This is a genomic window from Natrinema altunense (assembly GCF_000731985.1).
In the GTDB taxonomy this organism is placed as follows: Archaea; Halobacteriota; Halobacteria; order Halobacteriales; family Natrialbaceae; genus Natrinema; species Natrinema altunense.
In genome coordinates this window covers 1-21697 of the sequence record NZ_JNCS01000012.1, presented here as the reverse complement: position 1 = coordinate 21697, position 21697 = coordinate 1, and the positions used below count along the sequence as shown (strand labels likewise).

The following is a 21697-nucleotide window of genomic DNA, read 5'->3' as shown; positions in this document are numbered from 1 at the left end:
ACGACGTATACAAACGATAGAGCGTGGTAAGCGGTCACTCTTCATCGATAAACGATAACATGACACTGAGTGAATGACAAATATATGCTTGTAACACAGAACGAGACATGCGGTTTGATATTCTGAAATAGACTGGTATCGTGATGGGAATCCGCGGAACACGGCACGACCACGCACGACGGAACCGAACGCCTCGAGTCGGGCCGGAACGTCTCTCAGCGACGGCCGACAACGACGAGTTGCCTACTCGTTGCACACGCGGGGGCATCGACCCCGTACTATTCACCTATCGAGTCCGTGCTATAGTATTTCACCCATGGAAAGACTTATCAAGTGCCATGGTAGAAATGGCCCCATGGGTGAATTCGGGATACTATCCCTCGTACCGCCACTGTTGGCAATCACGTTAGCAGTTACCACGAGGCGCATAATCCTCTCACTGTTCGTTAGCATCTGGTTCGGTGGCGTCATCTACACCGGCGGACTCGGTGTTGGACAGACGTTTAACTGGATCGTCGAAGCCATCATCGCCGATGACGGGTTTCACGCGGAGATCCTCGTATTCACGCTCCTCCTCGGCTCGGGCGTCGCACTGATCTGGCGGCTGGGTGGTGCTATCGCCATTCAGGAGGTGGCGAGCAAGCGCCTCGAAACCAGGCGGAAAGTCGGGGTCGTCGCCTGGCTGTTGGGCATCGCACTGTTCTTCGACGACTATGCAAACACCGCGATCATCGGGAACACGATGCGTGAAACGTCCGACCGAGTCAACATCTCGCGCGAGAAGTTGTCCTATATCGTCGACTCGACGGCCGCTCCCGTCGCGACGATCGGGATTTCGGGATGGGTCGCGTTCCAGTTGTCGATGATCGACGAGGCCTTCAGCAACATCGAAGCCGAAGCGAGTGTCCAGACACCGGACGTCTTCACCGTCTACCTCGAGTCGATCCCGTACAACGCCTATGCGATTCTCGCGATCGTCATGGTCGGCATCATCGTCGTGACACAGCGGGACTACGGTGAAATGCTCACAGCAGAGCGCCGTGCCTGGGAAACGGGCAAGGTCAACGACGACGACGCGGACCCGCTACAGGAAGTCGACGGCCATCTCAGTGACCCGATCACTGACCGGCCCATGCTCCGGACGTTCCTGCTCCCCATCGTGGTCCTGATCGCCGTTACGATCGGCAGCGCGCTCCGGACCGGCTACGGCGGCCAGCCGGTGCTCGAGTCACTGCTCGCGGGCGAGTTCGCGACGTTCGTCCAAACGACGACGACCATTGCCGGCAACGGGTCCTGGACGACCGCACTGGTCTGGGGCTCGTTCGCAATGGTCGCAACGGCGTTCACGATCGGCATCGTATACGACCTGTGTACCGCCGACGAAGGCGTCGATGCGGTCCTCGAAGGGTTCGAGCTCATGCTGACTGCGGTGACGATTCTGATCCTCGCATGGTCGATCAGTACGGTCGCCGATGCGCTGGGGACAGGTGCGTACGTCGCGACGCTGGTCGAAGGCACGATTCCGGTCACGGTGTTCCCCGTTGCCGTCTTCATCACCGCGACGTTCATCTCGTTCACGATGGGATCGTCGTGGGCGACGATGAGTCTGCTGACCCCCGTCGCGCTCTCCGTCGCGTTCGATCTCACTGGCGGGTTCGGACTCGCTCCCGCCATCGTGGGGGCGGTGTTTTCCGGCGCGATCTTCGGGGATCACACGTCACCGATCTCCGACACGACCGTTCTCTCATCGACTTTTACCGGTGCCGACCTCATCGACCACGTCCGGACGCAGGCGTACTATGCGACGACCGTTGCGACCGTGGTCGTCGTCTGCTATCTGCTGTACGGGTTCTTCGGCGTGTCGCCGCTGGTTTTCCTGCCAGTCGGGGTCGTCCTACTCGTCGGACTCGTATACGGGCTGTCGGAATTCGACGCGAATCGAAGAGGGATCGACGCAGGGGCAGTACGACGCGACGTTGACCTGGTCGAACAGGACGCCGACTCCGATCACGGCAAATCGCCGGAGGGGTCCGACTAACGTTCGCGACGATCGTCTCGGTCCCCCGCCATCTTTCGGTATCCCACGGGACTCGGTATCGCTCCGCTCGATTTGGAGCCGACTCGGCCGCTTCCTCACGCCCTATTTCCGGAGGGCTATGCGTAGAAACGAGGGGAGAGAGCCATCTCAGCCGGCAAAGCGGATAGCCGGAATGGGAGATCATAAGTATCTGGTTTACGATGACGGAGTATGGATGTCAACCGGGCAGTGATAGAACGATTGACGAGCAATGGGATCGACACGATGTTCGGTATCCCGGGCAAACAGACGCTCCCGTTGAACGAAGCGATCGGTGCACGTGACGACATCCGGTTTGTAGTCGCACGCCACGAAACCGCAGTGTCCCATCAAGCGTGGGGATACGCGGAAACGAGTGGCACGCCGGCGGCGACGGCTGTCGTCCCCGGGCCGGGCGACATGAACGCAATGAACGGGCTGAAAAACGCACTCAACGATTGTACGCCGCTGGTCCACATCGCCGTCGAGACCGAGCCCGAGGTTCGCGGGGGCGGCGGAATCCACGAGACGCCACCGGACACCTACGATACCGTGGTGAAGGAGAACCTGCTCGTCGAGCGGCCGGAAAGCACGGCCGCGGTCGTCGAAGAAGCCATCGCGATCGCCGAAACGCCGCCGAAGGGGCCGGTCCGGATCGGCATCCCGAAAAACTTCCTGACGATGGACGTCCCCCTGTCGACACCCGGCGAGTACAACCGAGAATACGTCGAGGGCGTCGCCGAACCGGACATCGATGCGGCTGCGACACTGTTGGCCGAGGCGACGGAGCCAGTACTCATCGTCGGCGGTGGCGTCCGTGCCGCGAACGCGAGCGACTCGCTGCGACGGCTAGCCGACCGACTCGAGGCACCCATCGTGACGACGTACAAAGGTAAAGGCGTTCTCCCCGACGATCCCGACGAGTACGTCGCCGGAACGCTCTCCGGCAGTGCGTCCCCCGAGCTCCTCGACTGCCTCGCCACTGCCGACGCCGCGCTGGCGGTCGGGACGGACTTCGACGCGGTCGCGACTCGGACCTGGAGCGTCGAACTGCCCGCGGACCTCGTCCACGTGACGCTCGACGCCGACGATCTCGGGAACGGCTACGATCCCACGGTCGGCATCATCGCCGATGCCGGGGTGGCACTGTCGGAACTCGAGGCCGCGCTCGCGGATCGAGCGGTCCGCGCCAGTGACGGGACGAGGCGGGCGACGGCAGTCCGAGAAGCGACGAGCGACCGTCTCGACCCGCTCCGGGACTCGTCGCCACCGCTGACATCGGTGAGCGCACTCGAGAGCGTCCGGGACGCCGTTCCACGGGACGCGGTCGTCTCCGTCGACGCCGGTGGGTTTCGCGTCTGGGCGCTCAACGTCTTCGAGGCCGCCGGCCCACGGTCGTACGTCAACCCGGGGTCGTGGGCGACGATGGGAACCGGACTGCCGGCGGGGATCGGCGCACAGCTCGCCAATCCCGGCGACGACGTCGTCGTGCTCACCGGCGACGGCGGGCTCATGATGTGCATCCACGAACTCCACACGGCCGTCGCGGAGAACGTTCCGATTACGGTCGTCGTGTTCACGAACGAGGACTACGCGATTATCAGCGATCAGGCGGGGCGAGACTACGATCTCTCCGAGGGCGAGTACAACTGGAGCGACGCGCCGATCTCGTTCACGTCGCTCGCGGAGAGTATGGGAATGCGCAGCGAGCGCGCCGACGACCCAGCCGAGATACGGTCGACGGTCGAGTCCGCAACCGCCGCGGACGAGCCCGTTCTCGTCGAGATCCCCACCGATCCATCGGAGCCACAAGCGAGCGACTGGATGAGTACGGAGTAACGACCCCGACAGGGAACCGGAGGGCTCGTCGTTGGTCCCAACTTACCGCTCCGGTTCGGTTTCAACACCGCACCACGCCAGACCAGCCCGTCCCGTCCGGAACGGTTAGGACGGCAAGTCGGGAGGGGTCGGTCCCGCTAGCAGGTCGCCCCTCGATCTCGTCGGAACTGATACGAGTCGACACGTCGAACCGGCAGTAGTCGGACTGGCATTCGAAGGAGCAATCGGAGGTCCGGGTTCAGTTACCGAACATATCTATTTCGAATACTGTCTCTATAAGAGAGAGTTCGGAGAGTGAACGGGCTCGGATGACGGAACACGATCGGCTGCAAAGGGAGGCGCGACAGCCACCGAACGGCGACAGCCCAACCGCGGCGTGTCCGATGAACCCGTGAGTCGGACCGACGAGCAGCGGAGTGGCCCACAGACCGCGGCAGTCTCGAGGCGGTCGAATCACCGGCTCTTTGGACATTTTCCGGTGGAGACGGTTCACTCGCGGGTTCTCCGGCGACCCCTCGAGACACGCCACCGTCGTGGCTACAGTGTGCCTGGTCGATCCACTACCTCGGCCGACGACAGCACTCCATCGACACGCCGGCCGGGTTCGACACGGGATGCGCGGACATCGGACCGAAACTGATCTGATAATATGAGAGATAGATCGACACACCAGACAGCAGATATAGTAATCTGTGGGTCGAGCCAAAACGGATTCGACGTGACTGCACGGCTACGCGGACCACTGGATCTGAGCGAGCCAACGATCACCGAGTCGGCGAAGGTGCCGACGGGGCTCACCGCGACACGTCGCGAGGGGACGGCGGAACGACGGCTGCCACACGAGGGGCGTCGCGGTCGCGGCCGGGGATATGCCGTGGCCGGAGGCCTGTGTGTTTGTCTCGGACGGCTCGATCAGGGTGGCGGAGAGAAACGACGGCCTATCGGCCTGGGCTCGAGTCGCCTCACTCGACCAGCGGCGACTCGCTACCGCGGACGCTGTCGACGATGACGTCGCCGTCGGGCCGGCATGCGATCCAGAACAGTTTGTAGGCGTCGATCGACCGTTCGAAGCGCAAGTCCGGCGCGGAGCTGACGGCGACGGTTCGGAGCGTCCAGGAAAACACCGCGTCCTCGGCCTTCTCGCGAGCCTGTTCGTCGGAGAGTTCGGACGGAACGACGAGTACGTCGTCGATCGTCCTCGTGACGGTTGCCGGCATCACGTCGGCACGGACGGCGAGTCGGCGGGAGCGGTCGACGCTGACCACGTATTCCAGATCGCGGTCCGCGATTATCGGTCGCTCGATCGTCGCAACGGCGTCGTAGAGACGGTACGGGTACGCGATCGCGCCGACGCGACCGGTCGAGTCGACGTCCTCGCGCGCCACCGCCGGTTCGATGACGGTCAGTGTCGTCCGCTGACGGGACCCCTCGGTGTCCGCGGCGGATTCGGGCGGCCGTCGACGCGTCTCGCTCATTTATTCGTCACCCGTGTCCCAGTAGTCGCTGGCCGTCACGTGTGCGCGAATGTTGTCCGTTTCCGTGACGGCTTTCGGTTCGACATCACGACCGCCGTCGGTCACGTAGTCGGGCGTTCCGGTCGGATCGTCGCCGCTCGAGACGGCCGCGAGCGGCTTATTGAACGACTCGAAGTGATCGTCGACGCCCTCCGGCGGCGGCGTCAGCAGCGAGACGACGATGAGCGTCGCCGTCGAGAGGATGAACGCGGGGAAGAGCCCGTAGACGCCGACCAGCCCGGTGAGGAACGCCGATCCCTCGACTGCCCCCATGAGTCCGAGGACCTCGAGAAGGGTCGACAGCTGAATCCACAGGACCATCGTCAGGGTGCCGACGATCATACTCGCCACGGAGCCCGGCGCAGTGACCCGTTTCCACCACAGCGACGCGATGAGCGTCGGCCCGATAGCCGCGCCGAGGCCGCCCCACGCGTAGTCGAGGACGAGCGTGTAGATCGGCGTGTTCTGGGCGAGGAAGGCGAACGCGACGCTCGCCGCGCCGAGCCCGAGCGTGACATACTGGGAGTAGCGCACGAGCGTCTCCTGGCTCGCGTTCGGGTTGACGTAGCCGTGGTAGACGTCCTCGACGATGGCGCTCGTCGCGACGAGCAGCTGTGAGTCGGCACTGGACATCATCGCGGCGAGCGCGGCCGCCAGGATGATGCCCGCGATCGCACCGGGGAAGAACTCGAGCGTGAGCAACGGCATGACGTTGTTCGGGTCCTCGATGCCGCCCTGACCGAAGACGACCAGCGCGTACAGCCCGACGAAGCCGGCACCGATGTAGGCGACGAACATGAACAGCTGCGCGACGAGCGCCGCGAGACGAATGTTCTCGACCTCGTCGATCCCCATAAATCGGACCATCACGTGTGGGTTCCCGGGGATACCGAGTCCGATCGCGGCGTAGCTGATGATCCCGAAGACGGCGGCCCAGCCGGTCATCCCGGCCGTGACGCTCGTGTACGAACTCCCGACGGACGCGAGTTCGCCGAACGGGAGCCCGTAGTTCGTAAACGCGATGATCGGCAGGATGATGAACGCGATCAGGATGATCGCCCCCTGGACGTAGTCGGACCACGCGACGGCGAAGTAGCCCCCGAGCATGGTGTATCCGACGACGATGACGCCGCCGACGAGGATGCCGACCAGCGACGAAACGCCGGTGAGCACCTCCAGTAGCGTCCCGGCGGCGACGATCTGTGCACCCACGTATCCGCCCTCGAAGATCATCAGGACGATCGCGGAGACGCCTTTGACGTACCCGGTCTCGTCCTGCAGACGCGTCTCGAAGAAGGTCGGCAGCGTGACCGCTTTCACGATCTCCGTGTATTTCCGGAGGCGCTTTGCGATCCCGGCCCACGCAAACAGGTCGGCGGGGATCATCCCGAGCCCGTTGTAGAAGGCCATCACACCGGTTCCGAACGCGTCGCTCGGAACACCGAGCGTGAGCCACCCGCTCATCTCGGAAGCGCGTTCGGAAAAGCCCGTGACGACCGGACCGATGGTGCGCCCGCCGATGACGTAGTCGTCGACGGAATCCATGAGACGGGAGGAGTACAACCCGATGCCCAGAAGCACGAGGAGATAGATCGCGAAGGTCCCGAGAACCCAGACCCCGGCCGACCCGGCGAGTCCCTCACTGGCCATGCTCCGCCTCCTGGTAACGGTCGCGTATCTTTTCCTCGCGTTTCCCCTCCCACACGTAGTAGACGCCGAGCATCACGAGATACACGGCGAACGGCCCGAATAACCAGACCAGGTTAATGTTACTCTCAACCATGGTGCCGTGTGCTCACTACCCATGCATAAATATACCGGAGTCCATCATCTAATAGGCGGCGCGACGACGGAGCCGAGAACGGACAGCGATTATCGCGTCGGCGAGGGAACGGCAGGTATCGTCGGACGTGATCGTTGCGGGGAGAAAACGAGTACGGGACTCCGGTCAGGAGGCAGCGTCGCTTGTCGGTCGATCGCTCACACGCCGAGGACGGCGCGAGCCGCGAACAACGCGTTCTCCTTTCGTTCGCGAACCCGTCGGTAGAAGTACTGCATCCATTTGCCGCCGTAGGGAACGTACTGATTGACCTCGTAGCCCTTCGCCGCGAGTTCGCGCTGAGCGTCCTCGCGAACGCCCATCAACATCTGAATCTCGAACGGCGTCCCGTACTCCTCGTGGAGGTCGACCGCGACCTCGAGCATCGCCGGGTCGTGGCTCCCGACCGCGACGCCCCGGTCGAACTCGCGGAACAGGAACTCGAGGTACTCTTCGTACGCGTCGTCGACGGCCGACTTCGAATCGAGAGCGACCGACGACGGTTCGTCGTACGCACCCTTCACCAATCGAACAGCGGCGGGAACGTCGGCGAGCCGGGCGAGATCATCGCGCGTCCGCGTGAGGTTCGCCTGGATGGCGACGCCGACGCCGTTGGGATGGTCGCGTGCCGTCGCTTCGACGGCATCCAGGGTCGTGTCGGTCGTCGTGTGATCTTCCATATCACACCAGACGAACACGTCGTTGGCCGCCGCGGCCTCGACGATTTGTTCGAAGTTGCTCGTGAAAACGTCGGGACCGACGTCGATTCCGATCTGAGACGGCTTGACCGAGAGACACCCGTTCAGGTCACGAACGGCCAGTTGGGAGGCGAGATGGCAGTATTCCTCGGTATCCTCGGCTGCGGGTCCCGGTTCGTGATAGTGTTCGCCGAGAAGGTTCAAGATACCGCCCATGCCCGCATCGTTACACTCCGAAACGTGAGTTAGCGCACCGGACGCGGATGTCCCGGCAACGAATTGGCTAGCGATCGGGGGGATCATACCGAACCGCTCGGACGGAACCCACCTAAGTTGATACCCGACCACAAGATTCGGCCGGTATTTCGTGAATTAATCCATATCCCCGTCGGGGTTGAGCAATTTCGCTTCGGCGGTCCGGAGATGCTCGAGCAGCGTCGTCTTCGAGACGCCGAGTTCCGCCGCGAGTTCGCGCGCGCTGGTCTCGCGAGGCCACGCGTAGTAGTTCCGTTCGCAGGCGAGTTCGAACGCGTCGCGCTGGCGCGGCGTGAGACGGTCGGTCCGATCGAACCGCTCGGCGGAGTCGGCGGCAGCCGGAGCGACGCTGCTGATCGAAATCTCGGCGTCGGTCTCGGCGCGAATGGTGTCGAGTCGGTCCCGGACTTCGGCGCGGCCGCCGGCGACGAACACCGGCCAGTGTTCGGCCCCGGCTTCGACGCGTACCGACGCGTCGTGAATGAATCCGTGCGAAACGAGCGTGTCGCTGATACTGTGTTCGGGATCGTATTCGACGAAGAGTTCACGGGTCACGTTCCCGGGATCCGGTGCCGTACCGGTCGGCCGCTGTCCGAGTTCGACCGTCGAGTACGTCAGCGGCGAGTCGTCCACGAACGCGACGAACTCGTCGAGTCGGGCCGTCGTGTCGGCGTAGGCGGTAAAGTGCCCTTTGATCGTCTCATCGAGCGTTCGGTGGACGGTGTGAACGAGAAGTCCAGCGTCGACCGCCTCGGTTGCCTGCAGACCCCAGCAGTCGGGATGCCAGATCTCGAGGGTGAGTCGTGTACCCTCTGCCGCACCTGTCGTGGTCGTCGTCGAACTCGTGCTACTCATACGTGGGCTCTGCACAATCGTTCTCCCGTGAGGAGCATAAGCATACTGAAGATCGCCACCGCCTCCGAACGGGCTCGTCGACCGCGGCGAACCGAACATCGGGAAGGCGCCGGACGGCCGCGAGAGCAACACCGACCGCGATTACGACCGCGTTCCGAATGCGTGAACGGCCCGGACTGATAAGTGACTGGTTCACACGCGCCACCCCATATTCGATCGATACAACTGGTGAGTTCCGATCTGTTCACGTATTCCGAACGCCATACGATCGACTGGCCGGTTGAGCAGCCGATACCGATGTGTCTCCGCTAAATGTAATATGCCTCATAAGTTTATTCCATATACTGAATTATATGTGGATCGTTCAGCACAAACGCCGTGAAATTTATAATGTATGTGAGAGGCACCGGATTTCGTTCCCGAGAGAGTTCACACATTCCGAATGCTTATACGCCGGTGGTGCCACGGTTCGAACTATGACGGACGACGGCCCTCGCCCGGTCAAGACGACCAAAACGTCACTCGCGCTCGTCCGGGCGGTTCGTGACAGCGACGGGGCGACATTGAGCGAGTTGGCCGACCGCCTCGATCTGGCCAAGAGTACCGTACACAACCACCTGCACACACTGGTCGACGAAGGCTTTCTCGTTCGAGATAGCGACACCTATCACGTCGGACTTCAGTTTCTCCCGTTCAGCGAACACGCACGCAACCGGGATCCGCTGTACTCGACGGCCCGCCAGCGGGTCTACAGCCTCGCCGAGAAAACGGGCAACGAAGCCGATTTCATCGTCGAGGAAAACGGTCGCGCGTACACACTCGAGTACGCGATCGGCGAATCGACCGCCCGCGGGCTCTCGGAATCGAGTCCGTTCCGTGCGGGCAACCGCTTTCACATGCACAACTGCGCCTCGGGGAAGGCCATGCTCGCGCTGCTGTCCGACGAACGCGTTCGAGAGATACTCGATCGCTGGGGGCTCCCGGCGACGACCGCCCACACGATAACCGACGAGTCGACGCTGTTCGACGAACTCGAGACGATCCGGCGACGGGGATACGCGACGAACGACGAGGAACTGATCGACGGCTATCGGTCCATCGGCGCAGCGATAACGGGACCCGACGATGCCGTCATCGGTGCGTTCTCCGTCGGTGGACCGGCGTATCGTTTGGCCGTCGACGGATCATCGACCCGGGAAATCGCACAGCTACTTCTGGACGAGGTCGACTCGCTCAAGTCGGAACTCCCACCCTGATTACAGCCATATGCTTGTAAACCCACCGAGGCGTGAGCGCAACCGCGTCGACGGCACTCTCGGAACGACGGCCGTCGTCAAGGGCCGCCGGCGAGGAAATCGCTACGAACCCAACAGCGATCGGCCGTGGATGTCCGCTGTAGAAGTCATCGAATCTGCGAGCTACCTCGAGACTGCGTTCCCTGGTCACGGCAGCGACCGAATCTTTCACGCATTCATGGCTGGATCGAGCTATACGAAGGCGAAAGAGTTTAACCACTCACCGAGAGTTTCCGCTTTGACGTTGTTAGAAGGTTCGAGAATGATACAGGTCGTCGGTTTACTTCTCGAAAAACATGTCCTATACTGTTTCGATCTCGGTGGCGTTCATCTCTGAAATCGAGGTCGTGTCGAAAGCAAGCAGCCTGGAACGGTGTTGCACCGTCAACGGGAAACACGACATCATCGACATCGTGTTCTCTGCTCTCGCAGTTCGGTAAAAACGCACGAGCAAAAGCGTTCGTTCTCACTGGTGTAAGCTTTGTATGGAACAGATCGTTTGTCTCGAGATCGACTTCGGCGTACGGCCACTATCGCACATCCTCGAGTTGGATCATGATCTCGCCGACCGCAACGTGATCCCGGTTTCGTCCATCGGTGGGCCGTCGGTCAGCTTTATGAACCCAGTTATGAACCATCAACCGTGCCCGTTTAACGTTGGACACATCAAAAAGGGAAACTATACTCGAAGTAGATAGTCCTGTAGGGCAGTACTGAATATCTCCTTAATAAACTGTCTTAACGTTTCTTCTCGTTCCACAGAATCCTCGATCCGGTCGATGGAACCGTTGAGACTAGCGCCTTCCAATATAAATACTCAGAAAACACTACGTAGTCTTCGATCGTCTGTGATATGGATTGGATGAGACAGACACCCCTCTATCGATGTGTTTTCCAATGAGGGTATCAGGAGAAAACGGGAACGACAGAGCGAAAGGATATCTTCTTTGCCGCTAATTTAGCTACGAACCGGCCGAAGACGGTATTTATCGAAAAGATTGTTCTCGAGGAAAGCAGTAAGAAAGATCGAGGAAGAGATACCGGAATACGAATAAGCCGAAACACATCGAACACATCGATAGAGGGGTGTGGGGGTCTCTAGTCTAGATCTAGGTAACTAGATAGGAACCAGAGAAACGTATCGTTCAGGTTCCTCCTTCCATAAAACCCGAGGAATGCCGTTCTATTAATGGTTAAGTCTCAGTCACGCTCATTGAGTACCCCCTCCTTTCGAAGTCACGAACACATCGATAGAGGGGTGTCTGTGTCCGCGACTTACTATCGTCGAATCAACTCGATTCGATCCGACCCGTCTTCGAAACACTTCGTCGTTCGCTTCCCTCTACCGCCACCCTATCCTTGTCTTCCCGTACAATAGTGGTATTGCAACCGTATACTCGAGGATATACACATCGATAGAGGTGGGAACACTTTTGGTACTACCTCGTCTGGGTCATCGTATGGATGATTTCGAGGACCCTCGAGACGGAGCGGGGACATCGGGGGAGGACACGACGGAGCAACCGTCCGAGTTCGGCGCGTCCGAGCAGGCTTCCTCCTCGAATGAGTCGTCGACGGTGGACGAATCACAGTCCATTGAGGACATGCTGCTGGAGTTCGATCAACAGGAAGGACTCATTCGCGATCGGTCGCTCCTCGATCCGAACCATATCGTCGAAGAGGATCGAATCGTCGGTCGCGACAGGCAACTTCAGGAAGTCACCAAGATGCTTCGTGTCGCTCTCGGCGACAACCGTCCCCCGAACCTCTTCCTTTACGGTCCGTCGGGGACTGGCAAGTCGCTCATTACGAAAGCCGTCTGTAAGAACATCAGCAAAATCTGTGAGACACGGGATATCCGATTTGGAACGATCGAGGTTAATTGCCAGGATTTGGACACGCTCGGCGTTGCAGTGTACGAGCTAGCGAGTCGTGCCGCGGACGAAGCCGATGTCGCGGTCGAAGTTCCGAAACACGGCGTCGCGACGAAAGAGAAGTGGGACGAACTCTATCGCATCGTCAACGAGAACTTCGATTCGGCGGTGTTCGTCCTCGACGAACTTGATATGCTCGTCGGTCGACGGGACAAACAAGACCCCGCGTTCTCCCGGCTACTCTACCAACTCTCCCGAGCCGGCGCGAATAACGATCTCACCGCACACATCTCCGTCGTTGCAATCTCTAACGATACGAAGATGATGGAGTCGGTTGGGAGTCGAGCCCTGAGTTCGTTTACACCCGAAGATGTCCACTTCGACGACTACGACGCGAACCAACTGCAGTCGATCCTCCGCCGACGGCAGGATGCCTTCTACGAGGGCGTTCTCGACGAGGACGTCATCCCATTGGCAGCGGCCTTTGCGGCACAGACCCACGGCGATGCCCGGAAGGCGATCGATCTCATGCGCGTCGCCGGCGAGCTCGCGGAACGCGAAGGCGATGAGAGCGTTCGCGAAGAACACGTTCGCGAGGCCCAGGACAAGGTCGAGAAGAATCGGGTCCTCGAGGTCGTCCGTGGCATCAGTACGCAGAAGAAACTCTGTCTCTACGCGACCGCGGCCGTCGCTTCGGAGACGGACGACGAATCCGCTCGGAGTACGACCGGATACAGGGTCTACCAGTTCCTGACGGATGCGATCGAAGCGGACCAGTATCATCAGGAAACCTACGTCAACAAGATGAAGGAGATGACGACCTACTCGCTCGTCGACTTCGAGCGTCGGAGCCACGGCCCGAGTTCCGGAATGTTCCTCGAGTTCCAGTTCGGCGAACGTCCCGAGACGATCCTCGAAACCCTTCGCGAAGACTCGCGGATCGATATGGTGTCCCCGGACGAAGTATCGAGCGTCGTCAAAGCACAGGTCCGAAACGAGACGTGAGCTTCCGGGCTGGCACACCGTTATCGATGTGTTTCCCTCCATGGCACACACCTCTATCGATGTGTGATCTGGCTTTTGAGACCATGATCGCTGGCAAATAAGTTCCCCCGAAGTTCAGTACGAATCGAGAACTGTCGTCCAATATATTGGCTATCAGCGAACGTTCCGGCTAGCTATAGGTTTTCAATTATTGAGAATCCGGACACACCTCTATCGAAGTGTTCTAGTTTCAGTTGTCCTTTTATATGGACTAACTGGCTAGCCTAACCCTTTGGCCTATTTGGCATATCTATTTTTAGGCCCCTCAATCGGCATCTTTCCACCGAGAGCCCAGGCGGTCACTGACGGTTGTCGTAGTGCTTAACTTCTCAAGCCATTCGCGGACGCTCTATCGACTGCCGACCCACGCGTTATCGAACGGCCGATCCACATCTGTGGGCGTAAAACTGCTTTCCGATTAGGCATCGCTCAGTCTAGTTGACCTGACCGTACGTTCCTACTCGAGAGTGGACAGCCCGATAGCCGAATTACTCGACGAGAAACGCAGCCGCTGGATCGATGCCCCGCCGATCAAACGGTGCAACGTCAAGAACGGACTTCGTCTCGACCTCTATTGCAGCATCCAATCCGGCTCACTCGTCGCTGATTTTGGTAGCGGTCTCGGCAACCGCAACCCGTGACGGCGTCGCCATCTTCAGAACGCCCACTGTTCTTTCAAATCCGCCGCATAGCTCTCACTGCCAGGTCTGTGAGCATTCTAGCCGATTCTTGCAAAGATTTGCTGCTTCTTGGATCGACTCAATTATCCCATCTCAGTTAGCCTAACTTTATAATCTAACTCATTGGGCTGTCTGGTTTCTCCATTTAGGAATGTTGTTCTGACGGATAGCGACCTTTTCTCACCTCCACCCCCTGTTTGGTTAGTCTAATGAGCTAGTCTAGTTCATTAGCCCATTCTAATCGGCACCCATATGACACATCCTGTTCTCGAGAGAAACCATCAGCGGCACTGTCTAGTTTAGCACCTCGGCCGGCGTCTGTCCGTTGAGTAATTGATGCGGTCGTTGTGTGTTATAGTAGTATACGTACTGTTCAAGCCATTCTCTGACGCTCGCCCGACTGCCCACCCACGAATTATGGAAGCGGTCAACCCGTCTCTTGAAGGTCTGAAACCACTTTTCGATCAGGTTTCGCTCGACGTAGTCGAGTTGATCGCTTAACCCCAATCGAGAGAGGACAGTCAGATAGCCGTAGCCATCGACGAGAAACACAACTTCGGAGAGATCGTGTTTCTCGGTCAATCGATGCAGAAATGCAGCGGCTGGATCGGTTCCTCGTCGTCCGAACACTGCGACATCAAGAATCAACCGCGAATCTAGGTCGATTGCAGCATATACCCAAGACCAGTCGCCATTGATCTTGACAGCGGTCTCATCAATGGCGACCCGCGACGGCTTCGCCGTCGGCGGGTCTGGAACGCTGTCAGCCAGCCGATGTACCCAGTGCCAGATCGCTTGATGAGATCGTTTAACGCCGAGCAAGCGAAGAATCGCTTGTGTCTCTCGAAGCGAACAACCGGTCGCGTAGAGACGGACGGCGACACCAGTTAGGGTGTTCGCCGTCCGCTCACACTCCCATGATTCATCAAATTCCGCCGCGTAGCACTCGCTGAGTAGGTCTGCGAGCGGCATAGCCAAACTAGTTCTACGACCTGCTCGCTTCTCAAACTGCGCTAACTAGACAGTGCCCATCAGCTGTTCCGTCGGAGGATTCTGTGATCACTATGGGACTCGAGTTTGTCGTCGATATCTCTCTCCTTCCGTTAGGAACGTTACCTCGCGGGATGTGGTCCCCCCGAGGCGATGTTCTACCATGGGTGGGCTAGTTAGTTAGGCTAGTAAGAAATCTCTACTCTAGTTCCTAATTAGTTAGTCTATGTGGTTTGTCTAACCGGTTAGGCCCCACCTTCGAGTCTGCGGTAGCGGACGTCCCAGTGGGAACCCCTGGCTGAATATTCTATGGGCGATGCCTGTTAGGCTAATTAGTAAGGCTGCTCAGTTAGACAACTCGGTTAGGCTCTCTTTCTGTACGCTCTAGTAGAAGATACGCCGAAGAAGTACTCGTCCACGGCACGTTCTCAACGGATGTCGACTTCTCGAGGACACGCTCGCGGTGTCGCTGGCGTTTCACGCCGACTTCCAGCGGGACCGACGGTCCCGGCCGTCTCACCCGGTATCGGGTCGAACTCGACTAACTCGAGCGTGATGCTGTCTCGGAGAGAGCATGCGGTCCAGATTCAGCGCCGGTTTTTGATTGCGGTCACTCTGTGGAATACCTGTTCACCCCATCCCCGAACTCCTCCCGGAAACACTATTCGGTTAGGCTAATTGGTTACACTATTCGGTACGTATTCCGAAACATTATATTCGAGAAAGCTAACTATCTCACATGCTCACGTATACGACCTACTCGGAGGCCGGCGGCGTCGGGAAATCGACCATCGGGGCGGCGCTACTCGAGGCGCATGCCTCCCACGGACTCGACGTTCTCGCGATCGACATGGACCAGCAAAACGGTTCGCTCACGTATCTCCTCGATGTCGATGCGCCTCGGGGTGACAGTCAGGCGGATAACATCGTTCGCCACCTGATCGATCGACCGAAAGGCCCCTTCCAGGATCTGATCCACGAAACGGAGTACGGCTTCGATCTCATCCCGAGTCACAACATGCTCGAAAATCTCGAGGATCTCCTGAACAGGGCCCAACGGATGGCAGACGACCTGGGCGAGGGCGACGAGTTCGATCCGTACGATCGACTCCGACGGGTTCTCTTGGAGTCCGGTATCCCCGAGGAGTACGACGTGATCGTCGTCGATCCGCCGGCGACTGCGGGGCCCCACCTCTACAATGCTGTCTCGGCCACGCGAAGCCTGGTGATCCCCGTCGAGCCGACCGGGAAAGGAATGCAAAGCGTTCTGGGTCTGGAGGAACTCGTCGATGGTCTCGAGGATCGTCTCGAGGCCGAAATCGGCGTCCTCTCGGCCGTCCCGAACGGCGTCGGTCGGACGTCCGACCAGGAGCGGTACCTCTCGGAGATTCGCGACCGCGGTTATCCCGCGCCGGTCGCGATCCGCGAGCGCTCGTCGCTTTTCGAAGGCTGTTGGGATCAGCAGTGCCCGCCGCGACGCTACGTCGAGGCGTACCGCGACCGCCAGCGGGAGCACGAGATGGCGACGCTCGAGAAGATCGATCGGCTGGCGACGGAGATCGAGGAGGTGAGCGACCGATGAAGAAAGGGTCCGGGAGCGATCCGTTTGCGGACACACAGGACGAGGGCACGGCCGCGGCGTCAACCGTCGATGACGACGCCGACTCCGAACCGGACCGCGCTGGTACCGAGTCGGAGACGACTCGCGGCGCGGACACGGACGACGGTGAGCAGGATGTCGTCAGCGACGCCGATTCGAGCGGGGCAGTGATCCGCGAGCCGCCCCAAACCGGCGCTGACGACGACGGTGTCCCCTGGGTCTACGTCCGGGATACCGTCAAGCAGGACCGGGGAATGGTGCAGTTCTATCTCCGCGAGTACGTCGTCGAGGCGGAAGACGAGTTCGTCGATGCGGTCAGCGACGAACTCGGCACTGACGTGTCGAAGACCGACGTTCGAGAAGCGGCCTACGAAGCGGCGATGCACAACGTCGACGACGTCGTCGACCGACTCCGGGAGTGGGGCTTCGAATCGGACGCCTAACTGAGTGCGCCGTCGCCCTTTTCGCGCCGAGAGCGCGACCGCGGGACTACTCGTCGCTTTTTCGTCGTTCGATCATCCCCGTCACGATATACGAGAGCACGACTTCGTCGTCCTGGTTCACCACTTCGATGTAGTTGTCCACGTATCCCCGCTGTGGATCACTCTCGGAGCAGTGTTTGTCCACGACCTCGAGTCGGAGAGAGAGCGTTTCGCCCGGTGTGACCGGCCGCTCCCAGCGTAGTTCGTCCGCGCTGCGACCACCCATACCCGCTTGGTCCCCCAAGTAGTTGTCCACGAGCAGTCGCATGGACATCGCGGCGGTATGCCAACCCGACGCGACCAGCTCGCCGAATGCCGATTCGCTCGCGGCGTCCTCGTCAGTGTGGAACGGCTGCGGATCGTACTGTTCGGCGAACTCGGTGATCTCAGCTTTGGTGACGTGGTACTCGCCGAACTCCTCGGTCGATCCGACCTCGATGTCCTCGAAGTAGCGCATCGATAGTGCGGACGCAGAAGGGAGGGAAAAGCATAGCGGACCGACGCGACTGTCCGTACATCGAGAGCGATGCTCGAGCCGTCACGTACCATCGCGGTCGCTCTCGTGGGTCGAGTCGGCTGCGGTTCGGTGAGTCGGTCCGGCTGACTGCTCCGTGCGTTCGGCGTCGGCTGTCCCGCGTGTCCGTTCGAAGGCACCCGGGTCCGGGCCCAGATAGGAGGTGGTGAGCGAATCGCCGTGGATGACCGCCGGCATGTCGCTCTCGGAGTCGCCGGTCGGCCCGTCGGACAGCGTGCCGTCCGGGCCGAACAGGACGAGTCCGACGCGCCTCGTCTCGGCGTCGATCTCCCGCAGTCGCCGTTTCGCATCGCGGCGCGTTTCCTCGTCGATGTCTTCGCACCCGATCGTCGCGTCGGGGTTGCGTACGTCCGTCAGGACGCTACCGGTGAGGTCGACGATTTTCTCGAGGCGGGCGCGAACGGAGACAGTGGTGTCGCCGTCTGTCCGTCGGTCCGGCGCGGATCGCGACCCGCCCGCGGCACCGTCCTGCGTGGATCGGCTCGATGCGTGTCGTCGCTCGGGGCGTTCACCCCGTGGATCATCGTTTGACATGGCTTCCGTCGGGTGACGTGGGAGCTACCGCGGGTCCGATGGGTCCCCACCGGCCCGCCGTTCTGTGACGCTCCGACTGGGCGAGTCACATATAGCTTCCATACGTCAAACAATGCATCCATCTGATATAAACTTTAGCTACGAACGTGGTTCGACACAAACCACGTAAGTGGTCTACTTTCCCGGGAATAGTGCTGATTTTTCCGTTCCGGTAGTGGGATATCACGAATAGATGGTAGAGCGAGTTCCCTGGATGGCTCCTGTCGATTACGAGATCATGCTCTTCTTTGACGAGCATGCGATTCTGGTTTCTCCAAGGGTACTCGCAGCAAATATCGAGTACGACCGGCAGTATGTCAGTAAGCGCTGTCGGACACTTTCGGAGGCTGGTTTACTCGATATCGTCGATACTGGTCTCTATCAACTGACGGAGACCGGGGCCGCATATCTCGAGGGCACCCTCGATATGAGCGAACTCGAGTCGAGTGAGGAGTAGGCACGGCCGTCTCCCGGTTTCTCTCGCCCGTCGATGACGACCTGCAGTCGATCAGTTCTGCCGAGTGGGGGTGGTCGATCCCGGGTGAGATACGCACAGACTTTGGGGGACACAGGGCACTGGCGACTTGTGCATACTAGTAGGGACATTTACAATAAGCTACCGCTTTGAAACAGTACCAGTTCATTTCGAAAGCGCATCTAGTTTCTGAATAATTTTCGTGTAGACATCAGGAGCGCAATACCACCCCTCGTCGATCATCGTATCGATTACGGTTCGTGCGTCGTCGACATCGATCGCGTCCTGCTTCGCGAGTTTTAGGATGAGATACGCCGTGCCCCGAGTTGTGATTCCTTCAGCCGCGGCGACGTCACGACCATACGTCTCATCCATCACAGCCACACCGTCATACGAATCGGCACAGGCAAGGACGGCGATGTCAGCGTCGCTGAGATTACTATTATTTTGGAGCCGTGACAGCAATGGGGAGGGTTCAACCGGCACAATCTCGAACTGGTTGGCGCCGACGCTCCGCTCGATACGACGGGCGTCCGGATATCCTTCTTCAATGCCGGTTGTGACAACTTCCTCGTAAACTCGCTCAGGAATCACACACGAGGCTTCGAGGTGTTGGGCGAGCGTGAGTCGATCAACCTTCGCGAGATATATGAGCGGCGTCGCGTCGAAGACCCACATTCACAGCGCCTCGAGATCTGCATCAAGATGATCGTCCGCCACCCAGGTGATGTCACGCTCTTTAGCGAGCTGAGCAAAATCCCAGACGGACATCCCTGCCATCTCAGCCGCTTTACTGAATGTGATAGTTCCAGCTGCAAGTTGGTCGAGTGCTCGTTCGCGTCGCCACTCTTCGAGACCCTCGGAGAGCAGCTTCCGAACGGCCGTACTCCGGTCGAGGTTCTCGTCCTCAAGATACGCGTCGAGTTCAGTCTCCAACTCATCGGGCACACGTGCCGAGATTGATCCCATACTGTTTACATAGTATACAATGTATACAAATGTTTCGGTGCCTCAACCGGAGTGGACTGCGTTACATGATCTGAGGCTTGAACTACCTGTCCCCACTTGCTTGCTCCTTGAGGACGGGCTTCCTGCTTCTATTACGTTGTCAGACTTCGTCTGTCAGCCTGTTGGGATCCCCTCGACAAACGCGCTTGTCATTCTCGAAGCGGCACTAGGAGACGAGATGCACATAGTCGTCGAGATTGAGGGCGAACTCTCGAGTTGTGGGCAACTCGAGCCAGGAGTAAGTGAATTCGGTGCCCTGTTCGGCCCCATCACCAGTCACCACGTGCGTCCACGTGTCGCGGTCGACGTCGACCTCTGCATGGAAGAAATGCCGGTGATACCGTTTGGGAGGGGTGCGCCGGCGCGTCCAGACATCGCTCGTCAGGTGTTCGACGTTCTGAAGTGTTGTGAGGCCACTTTCTTCTCGGACTTCGCGCTCGAGTGCATCCCACGGCGATTCACCAGGCTCGATCGTTCCTTTCGGGAGCTGGAGTCCATCGTGGCCGGGCCCCTCGAACACAAGCAACTCGCGGCTATTCCGAGTGAGATACGCACAGACCTTGGGGACACAGGGCACTGTCGACTTGTGGGAACTGTCTAGTTCTGCACCTCCTTGACTGGTACGTTTCCATCGAGAGCCTGATGCGGTCTCTGGTGGTTGTAGTAATGCGCGAATTGTTCAAGCCACTCTCGAACGCTCGCCCGACTGCCCACCCATGAATTATGGAAGCAATCGATACGCATTTTGAGGGTGTGAAACCACTTTTTGATGAGGTTTCGGTCGGTATAGTTGACCCGACTGCTCAGTCCGACTCGAGAGAGGGCAGTCCGATAGCCAAACTGATCGACGAGAAACTCAGCCTCTGAGAGATCGTGTTTCTCGCGGAGTTTCTGCAGAAACGCAGCCGCCGGATCAGTGCCATGTCGACTAAACAGCGCAACGTCAAGAATCAATTTTGGCTCGGTATCTATTGCAGCGTACAACCAAGACCACTCGCCGTTGATCTTGATAGCGGTTTCGTCAAGAGCGACCCGCGACGGCGACGCCGTCTTCAGAACGCAAAGCGTTCTGATGGGCCGCACGAGTGCTCCGCTCTCGTGGACGTCGGCGGGTCGCGTCCGCTGTCAGCCAGCCGATGCACCCAGTTCCAAACCGCACCATGAGAGCGTTCAACGCCTAATTCGGCGAGAATAGTTGTTGTCTCTCGAAGCGAACAACCTGTCTCGTGGAGGCGGACGGCGAACGCCCTGACGGGCGTCGCCGTCCGCTCGTTCTCCCAAGATTCTTCTAAATCCCCGTCGTAGATCTCGTTGAGCAGGTCTGCGAGCATCTTGGTCGATTAACTCAACGACCTGCTCACTTCTCAAACTGGCTCAACTAGACAGTGCCTCATTCACCACAGCTTCATCGAACGTACAATATTGACGTCCACCTCGAATTGAGGTTCCTCCACGCTGGACGAAGGTCCATGGGAGTGACTTCCGGGGTTGTGCGCTGTTCGTCGGGGTTTGTCCCGATTTCAGGGGCTGTGATCGAACGCCACTCGTGATTGTCCCACTGGAACCGCACGGGCCACGCCATCAGCCTGACTTGCTGGTTCGTGTTCCGCCTGTGGAACGTCGTGTACGCCCCATCACTCCGCGACTGTTCGATTCTGTTCGTCCCGTCCGTTCACGAGCGGCTGCGAGAAGCTGTTCACTGCTTTCGGAGATGACTCGAACTGCTTCGGGAAGCGAGGGACACTGCACCATCAGCTGTGTGGCGGGCTCTGCATCAAGGTCGTAGATCAGCTGGCAGTCGTCGACCGCTGAATCCCTGTCAGCCTTCGTGAGGAGCGTGGCCGCAGCAGCCCCTTCGCGATGGCGGCGTAGTATGTTGGCGCTTTCACAAGTGGATGGGAGAGATGAGGATCAATGGTGTCGAGGATAGGAGTAACGACCACTTGGCATGGTCAGACAGCCACTGACCACGACGACTGGATGACATATAAACTCCCGAGAAGTGGCGGGACCCATGGTTGCAAACCTGAAACACCCACCGCTCGGGATTCCTCCGCGTTACGTGGAGGATGTCAAATGCGAAGACATCTCGTAACGTTCTCCAA

At 59.5% G+C, this 21697-nt stretch carries 18 protein-coding genes and 2 pseudogenes; 7 read left to right on the top strand and 13 right to left on the bottom strand.

Features of this window, described 5'->3' with window-relative positions; genetic code table 11:
- Nucleotides 1–355: 355 nt before the first annotated feature.
- Together ALTAJ2_RS16385 and ALTAJ2_RS16380 are read left to right on the top strand one after the other, a co-directional pair.
- Nucleotides 356–2038: a Na+/H+ antiporter NhaC family protein gene (locus ALTAJ2_RS16385; RefSeq protein ID WP_049899541.1), complete on the top strand. Its 1683-nt coding sequence runs from the start codon at nt 356–358 to the stop codon at nt 2036–2038.
- A 210-nt stretch (nt 2039–2248) separates the two neighbouring features.
- The gene (locus tag ALTAJ2_RS16380) at nt 2249–3895 is read left to right on the top strand and encodes a thiamine pyrophosphate-binding protein (protein ID WP_049899544.1); all 1647 of its coding nucleotides are present in this window, start codon (nt 2249–2251) and stop codon (nt 3893–3895) included.
- 962 nt (nt 3896–4857) lie between these two features.
- Here the strand turns inward: ALTAJ2_RS16380 and ALTAJ2_RS16375 are convergent.
- From ALTAJ2_RS16375 to ALTAJ2_RS16360, 5 genes are all read right to left on the bottom strand, one after another.
- Nucleotides 4858–5370 (bottom strand): hypothetical protein, encoded by a 513-nt coding sequence (locus ALTAJ2_RS16375; RefSeq protein ID WP_007107526.1) that lies wholly within the window; start codon nt 5368–5370, stop codon nt 4858–4860.
- Nucleotides 5371–7059, bottom strand: a complete 1689-nt coding sequence (locus tag ALTAJ2_RS16370) for a sodium/proline symporter (RefSeq protein ID WP_007107527.1) — start codon at nt 7057–7059, stop codon at nt 5371–5373.
- Nucleotides 7049–7192, bottom strand: a complete 144-nt coding sequence (locus ALTAJ2_RS19835; RefSeq protein WP_006187373.1) for a hypothetical protein — start codon at nt 7190–7192, stop codon at nt 7049–7051. The genes ALTAJ2_RS16370 and ALTAJ2_RS19835 overlap by 11 nt, the downstream gene beginning before the upstream one ends.
- A 197-nt stretch (nt 7193–7389) precedes the next feature.
- Nucleotides 7390–8229, bottom strand: coding sequence for a proline dehydrogenase family protein (locus ALTAJ2_RS16365; protein WP_049899547.1), 840 nt, complete (start codon nt 8227–8229; stop codon nt 7390–7392).
- Nucleotides 8230–8298: 69 nt separating this feature from the next.
- Nucleotides 8299–9036: a helix-turn-helix domain-containing protein gene (locus tag ALTAJ2_RS16360; RefSeq protein ID WP_007107529.1), complete on the bottom strand. Its 738-nt coding sequence runs from the start codon at nt 9034–9036 to the stop codon at nt 8299–8301.
- 476 nt (nt 9037–9512) lie between these two features.
- On the opposite strand from ALTAJ2_RS16360, the gene ALTAJ2_RS16355 reads away from it, so the two are divergent.
- The gene (locus tag ALTAJ2_RS16355; protein WP_007107530.1) at nt 9513–10292 is read left to right on the top strand and encodes an IclR family transcriptional regulator; all 780 of its coding nucleotides are present in this window, start codon (nt 9513–9515) and stop codon (nt 10290–10292) included.
- 231 nt (nt 10293–10523) lie between these two features.
- On the opposite strand, the pseudogene ALTAJ2_RS18855 reads toward ALTAJ2_RS16355, so the two are convergent.
- Nucleotides 10524–11142 (bottom strand): annotated as a pseudogene (locus ALTAJ2_RS18855) (IS6 family transposase).
- Between the two features lie 649 nt (nt 11143–11791).
- On the opposite strand from ALTAJ2_RS18855, the gene ALTAJ2_RS16350 reads away from it, so the two are divergent.
- The gene (locus tag ALTAJ2_RS16350; RefSeq protein WP_007107532.1) at nt 11792–13210 is read left to right on the top strand and encodes an orc1/cdc6 family replication initiation protein; all 1419 of its coding nucleotides are present in this window, start codon (nt 11792–11794) and stop codon (nt 13208–13210) included.
- A gap of 1013 nt (nt 13211–14223) precedes the next feature.
- On the opposite strand, the gene ALTAJ2_RS16345 is transcribed toward ALTAJ2_RS16350, so the two are convergent.
- Complete coding sequence (locus ALTAJ2_RS16345) at nt 14224–14901, bottom strand: IS6 family transposase (protein WP_007107533.1); 678 nt, start codon at nt 14899–14901, stop codon at nt 14224–14226.
- 757 nt (nt 14902–15658) lie between these two features.
- On the opposite strand from ALTAJ2_RS16345, the gene ALTAJ2_RS16340 reads away from it, so the two are divergent.
- Both ALTAJ2_RS16340 and ALTAJ2_RS16335 read left to right on the top strand, forming a co-directional pair.
- Complete coding sequence (locus ALTAJ2_RS16340; RefSeq protein ID WP_007107534.1) at nt 15659–16501, top strand: ParA family protein; 843 nt, start codon at nt 15659–15661, stop codon at nt 16499–16501.
- Nucleotides 16498–16962, top strand: a complete 465-nt coding sequence (locus tag ALTAJ2_RS16335; protein ID WP_007107535.1) for a hypothetical protein — start codon at nt 16498–16500, stop codon at nt 16960–16962. The genes ALTAJ2_RS16340 and ALTAJ2_RS16335 overlap by 4 nt, the downstream gene beginning before the upstream one ends.
- Before the next feature lie 46 nt (nt 16963–17008).
- On the opposite strand, the gene ALTAJ2_RS16330 is transcribed toward ALTAJ2_RS16335, so the two are convergent.
- Entirely contained in the window at nt 17009–17458 is a 450-nt protein-coding gene (locus ALTAJ2_RS16330; RefSeq protein ID WP_007107536.1) for a MaoC family dehydratase, read from the bottom strand.
- 81 nt (nt 17459–17539) lie between these two features.
- A complete protein-coding gene (locus tag ALTAJ2_RS16325) occupies nt 17540–18070 on the bottom strand; it encodes a hypothetical protein (protein ID WP_007107537.1) in 531 nt (176 codons plus the stop codon).
- 232 nt (nt 18071–18302) lie between these two features.
- On the opposite strand from ALTAJ2_RS16325, the gene ALTAJ2_RS16320 reads away from it, so the two are divergent.
- Entirely contained in the window at nt 18303–18566 is a 264-nt protein-coding gene (locus tag ALTAJ2_RS16320; protein ID WP_007107538.1) for a MarR family transcriptional regulator, read from the top strand.
- A gap of 183 nt (nt 18567–18749) precedes the next feature.
- Here the strand turns inward: ALTAJ2_RS16320 and ALTAJ2_RS16315 are convergent, their stop codons facing one another.
- From ALTAJ2_RS16315 to ALTAJ2_RS16300, 4 genes and pseudogenes are all read right to left on the bottom strand, one after another.
- On the bottom strand, nt 18750–19262 hold the full coding sequence (locus tag ALTAJ2_RS16315; protein ID WP_007107539.1) for a DUF3368 domain-containing protein: 513 nt from the start codon (nt 19260–19262) through the stop codon (nt 18750–18752).
- On the bottom strand, nt 19263–19553 hold the full coding sequence (locus tag ALTAJ2_RS16310) for a UPF0175 family protein (RefSeq protein WP_007107540.1): 291 nt from the start codon (nt 19551–19553) through the stop codon (nt 19263–19265).
- Between the two features lie 205 nt (nt 19554–19758).
- Complete coding sequence (locus ALTAJ2_RS18850; protein WP_007107541.1) at nt 19759–20169, bottom strand: NUDIX hydrolase; 411 nt, start codon at nt 20167–20169, stop codon at nt 19759–19761.
- 20 nt (nt 20170–20189) lie between these two features.
- A pseudogene (locus ALTAJ2_RS16300) lies at nt 20190–20923 on the bottom strand (IS6 family transposase).
- Nucleotides 20924–21697 lie beyond the last annotated feature (774 nt).

Coding starts and splice junctions, on each gene's coding strand:
- ALTAJ2_RS16350 (WP_007107532.1), top strand. CDS start 11,792: ATGGATGATTTCGAGGACCCTCGAGACGGAGCGGGGACATCGGGGGAG.
- ALTAJ2_RS16320 (WP_007107538.1), top strand. CDS start 18,303: ATGGTAGAGCGAGTTCCCTGGATGGCTCCTGTCGATTACGAGATCATG.
- ALTAJ2_RS16315 (WP_007107539.1), bottom strand. CDS start 19,262: ATGTGGGTCTTCGACGCGACGCCGCTCATATATCTCGCGAAGGTTGAT.
- ALTAJ2_RS16330 (WP_007107536.1), bottom strand. CDS start 17,458: ATGCGCTACTTCGAGGACATCGAGGTCGGATCGACCGAGGAGTTCGGC.
- ALTAJ2_RS16345 (WP_007107533.1), bottom strand. CDS start 14,901: ATGCCGCTCGCAGACCTACTCAGCGAGTGCTACGCGGCGGAATTTGAT.
- ALTAJ2_RS16340 (WP_007107534.1), top strand. CDS start 15,659: ATGCTCACGTATACGACCTACTCGGAGGCCGGCGGCGTCGGGAAATCG.
- ALTAJ2_RS16375 (WP_007107526.1), bottom strand. CDS start 5,370: ATGAGCGAGACGCGTCGACGGCCGCCCGAATCCGCCGCGGACACCGAG.
- ALTAJ2_RS16325 (WP_007107537.1), bottom strand. CDS start 18,070: ATGTCAAACGATGATCCACGGGGTGAACGCCCCGAGCGACGACACGCA.
- ALTAJ2_RS16355 (WP_007107530.1), top strand. CDS start 9,513: ATGACGGACGACGGCCCTCGCCCGGTCAAGACGACCAAAACGTCACTC.
- ALTAJ2_RS19835 (WP_006187373.1), bottom strand. CDS start 7,192: ATGGTTGAGAGTAACATTAACCTGGTCTGGTTATTCGGGCCGTTCGCC.
- ALTAJ2_RS16360 (WP_007107529.1), bottom strand. CDS start 9,036: ATGAGTAGCACGAGTTCGACGACGACCACGACAGGTGCGGCAGAGGGT.
- ALTAJ2_RS16365 (WP_049899547.1), bottom strand. CDS start 8,229: ATGATCCCCCCGATCGCTAGCCAATTCGTTGCCGGGACATCCGCGTCC.
- ALTAJ2_RS16370 (WP_007107527.1), bottom strand. CDS start 7,059: ATGGCCAGTGAGGGACTCGCCGGGTCGGCCGGGGTCTGGGTTCTCGGG.
- ALTAJ2_RS16310 (WP_007107540.1), bottom strand. CDS start 19,553: ATGGGATCAATCTCGGCACGTGTGCCCGATGAGTTGGAGACTGAACTC.
- ALTAJ2_RS16335 (WP_007107535.1), top strand. CDS start 16,498: ATGAAGAAAGGGTCCGGGAGCGATCCGTTTGCGGACACACAGGACGAG.
- ALTAJ2_RS16385 (WP_049899541.1), top strand. CDS start 356: ATGGGTGAATTCGGGATACTATCCCTCGTACCGCCACTGTTGGCAATC.
- ALTAJ2_RS16380 (WP_049899544.1), top strand. CDS start 2,249: ATGGATGTCAACCGGGCAGTGATAGAACGATTGACGAGCAATGGGATC.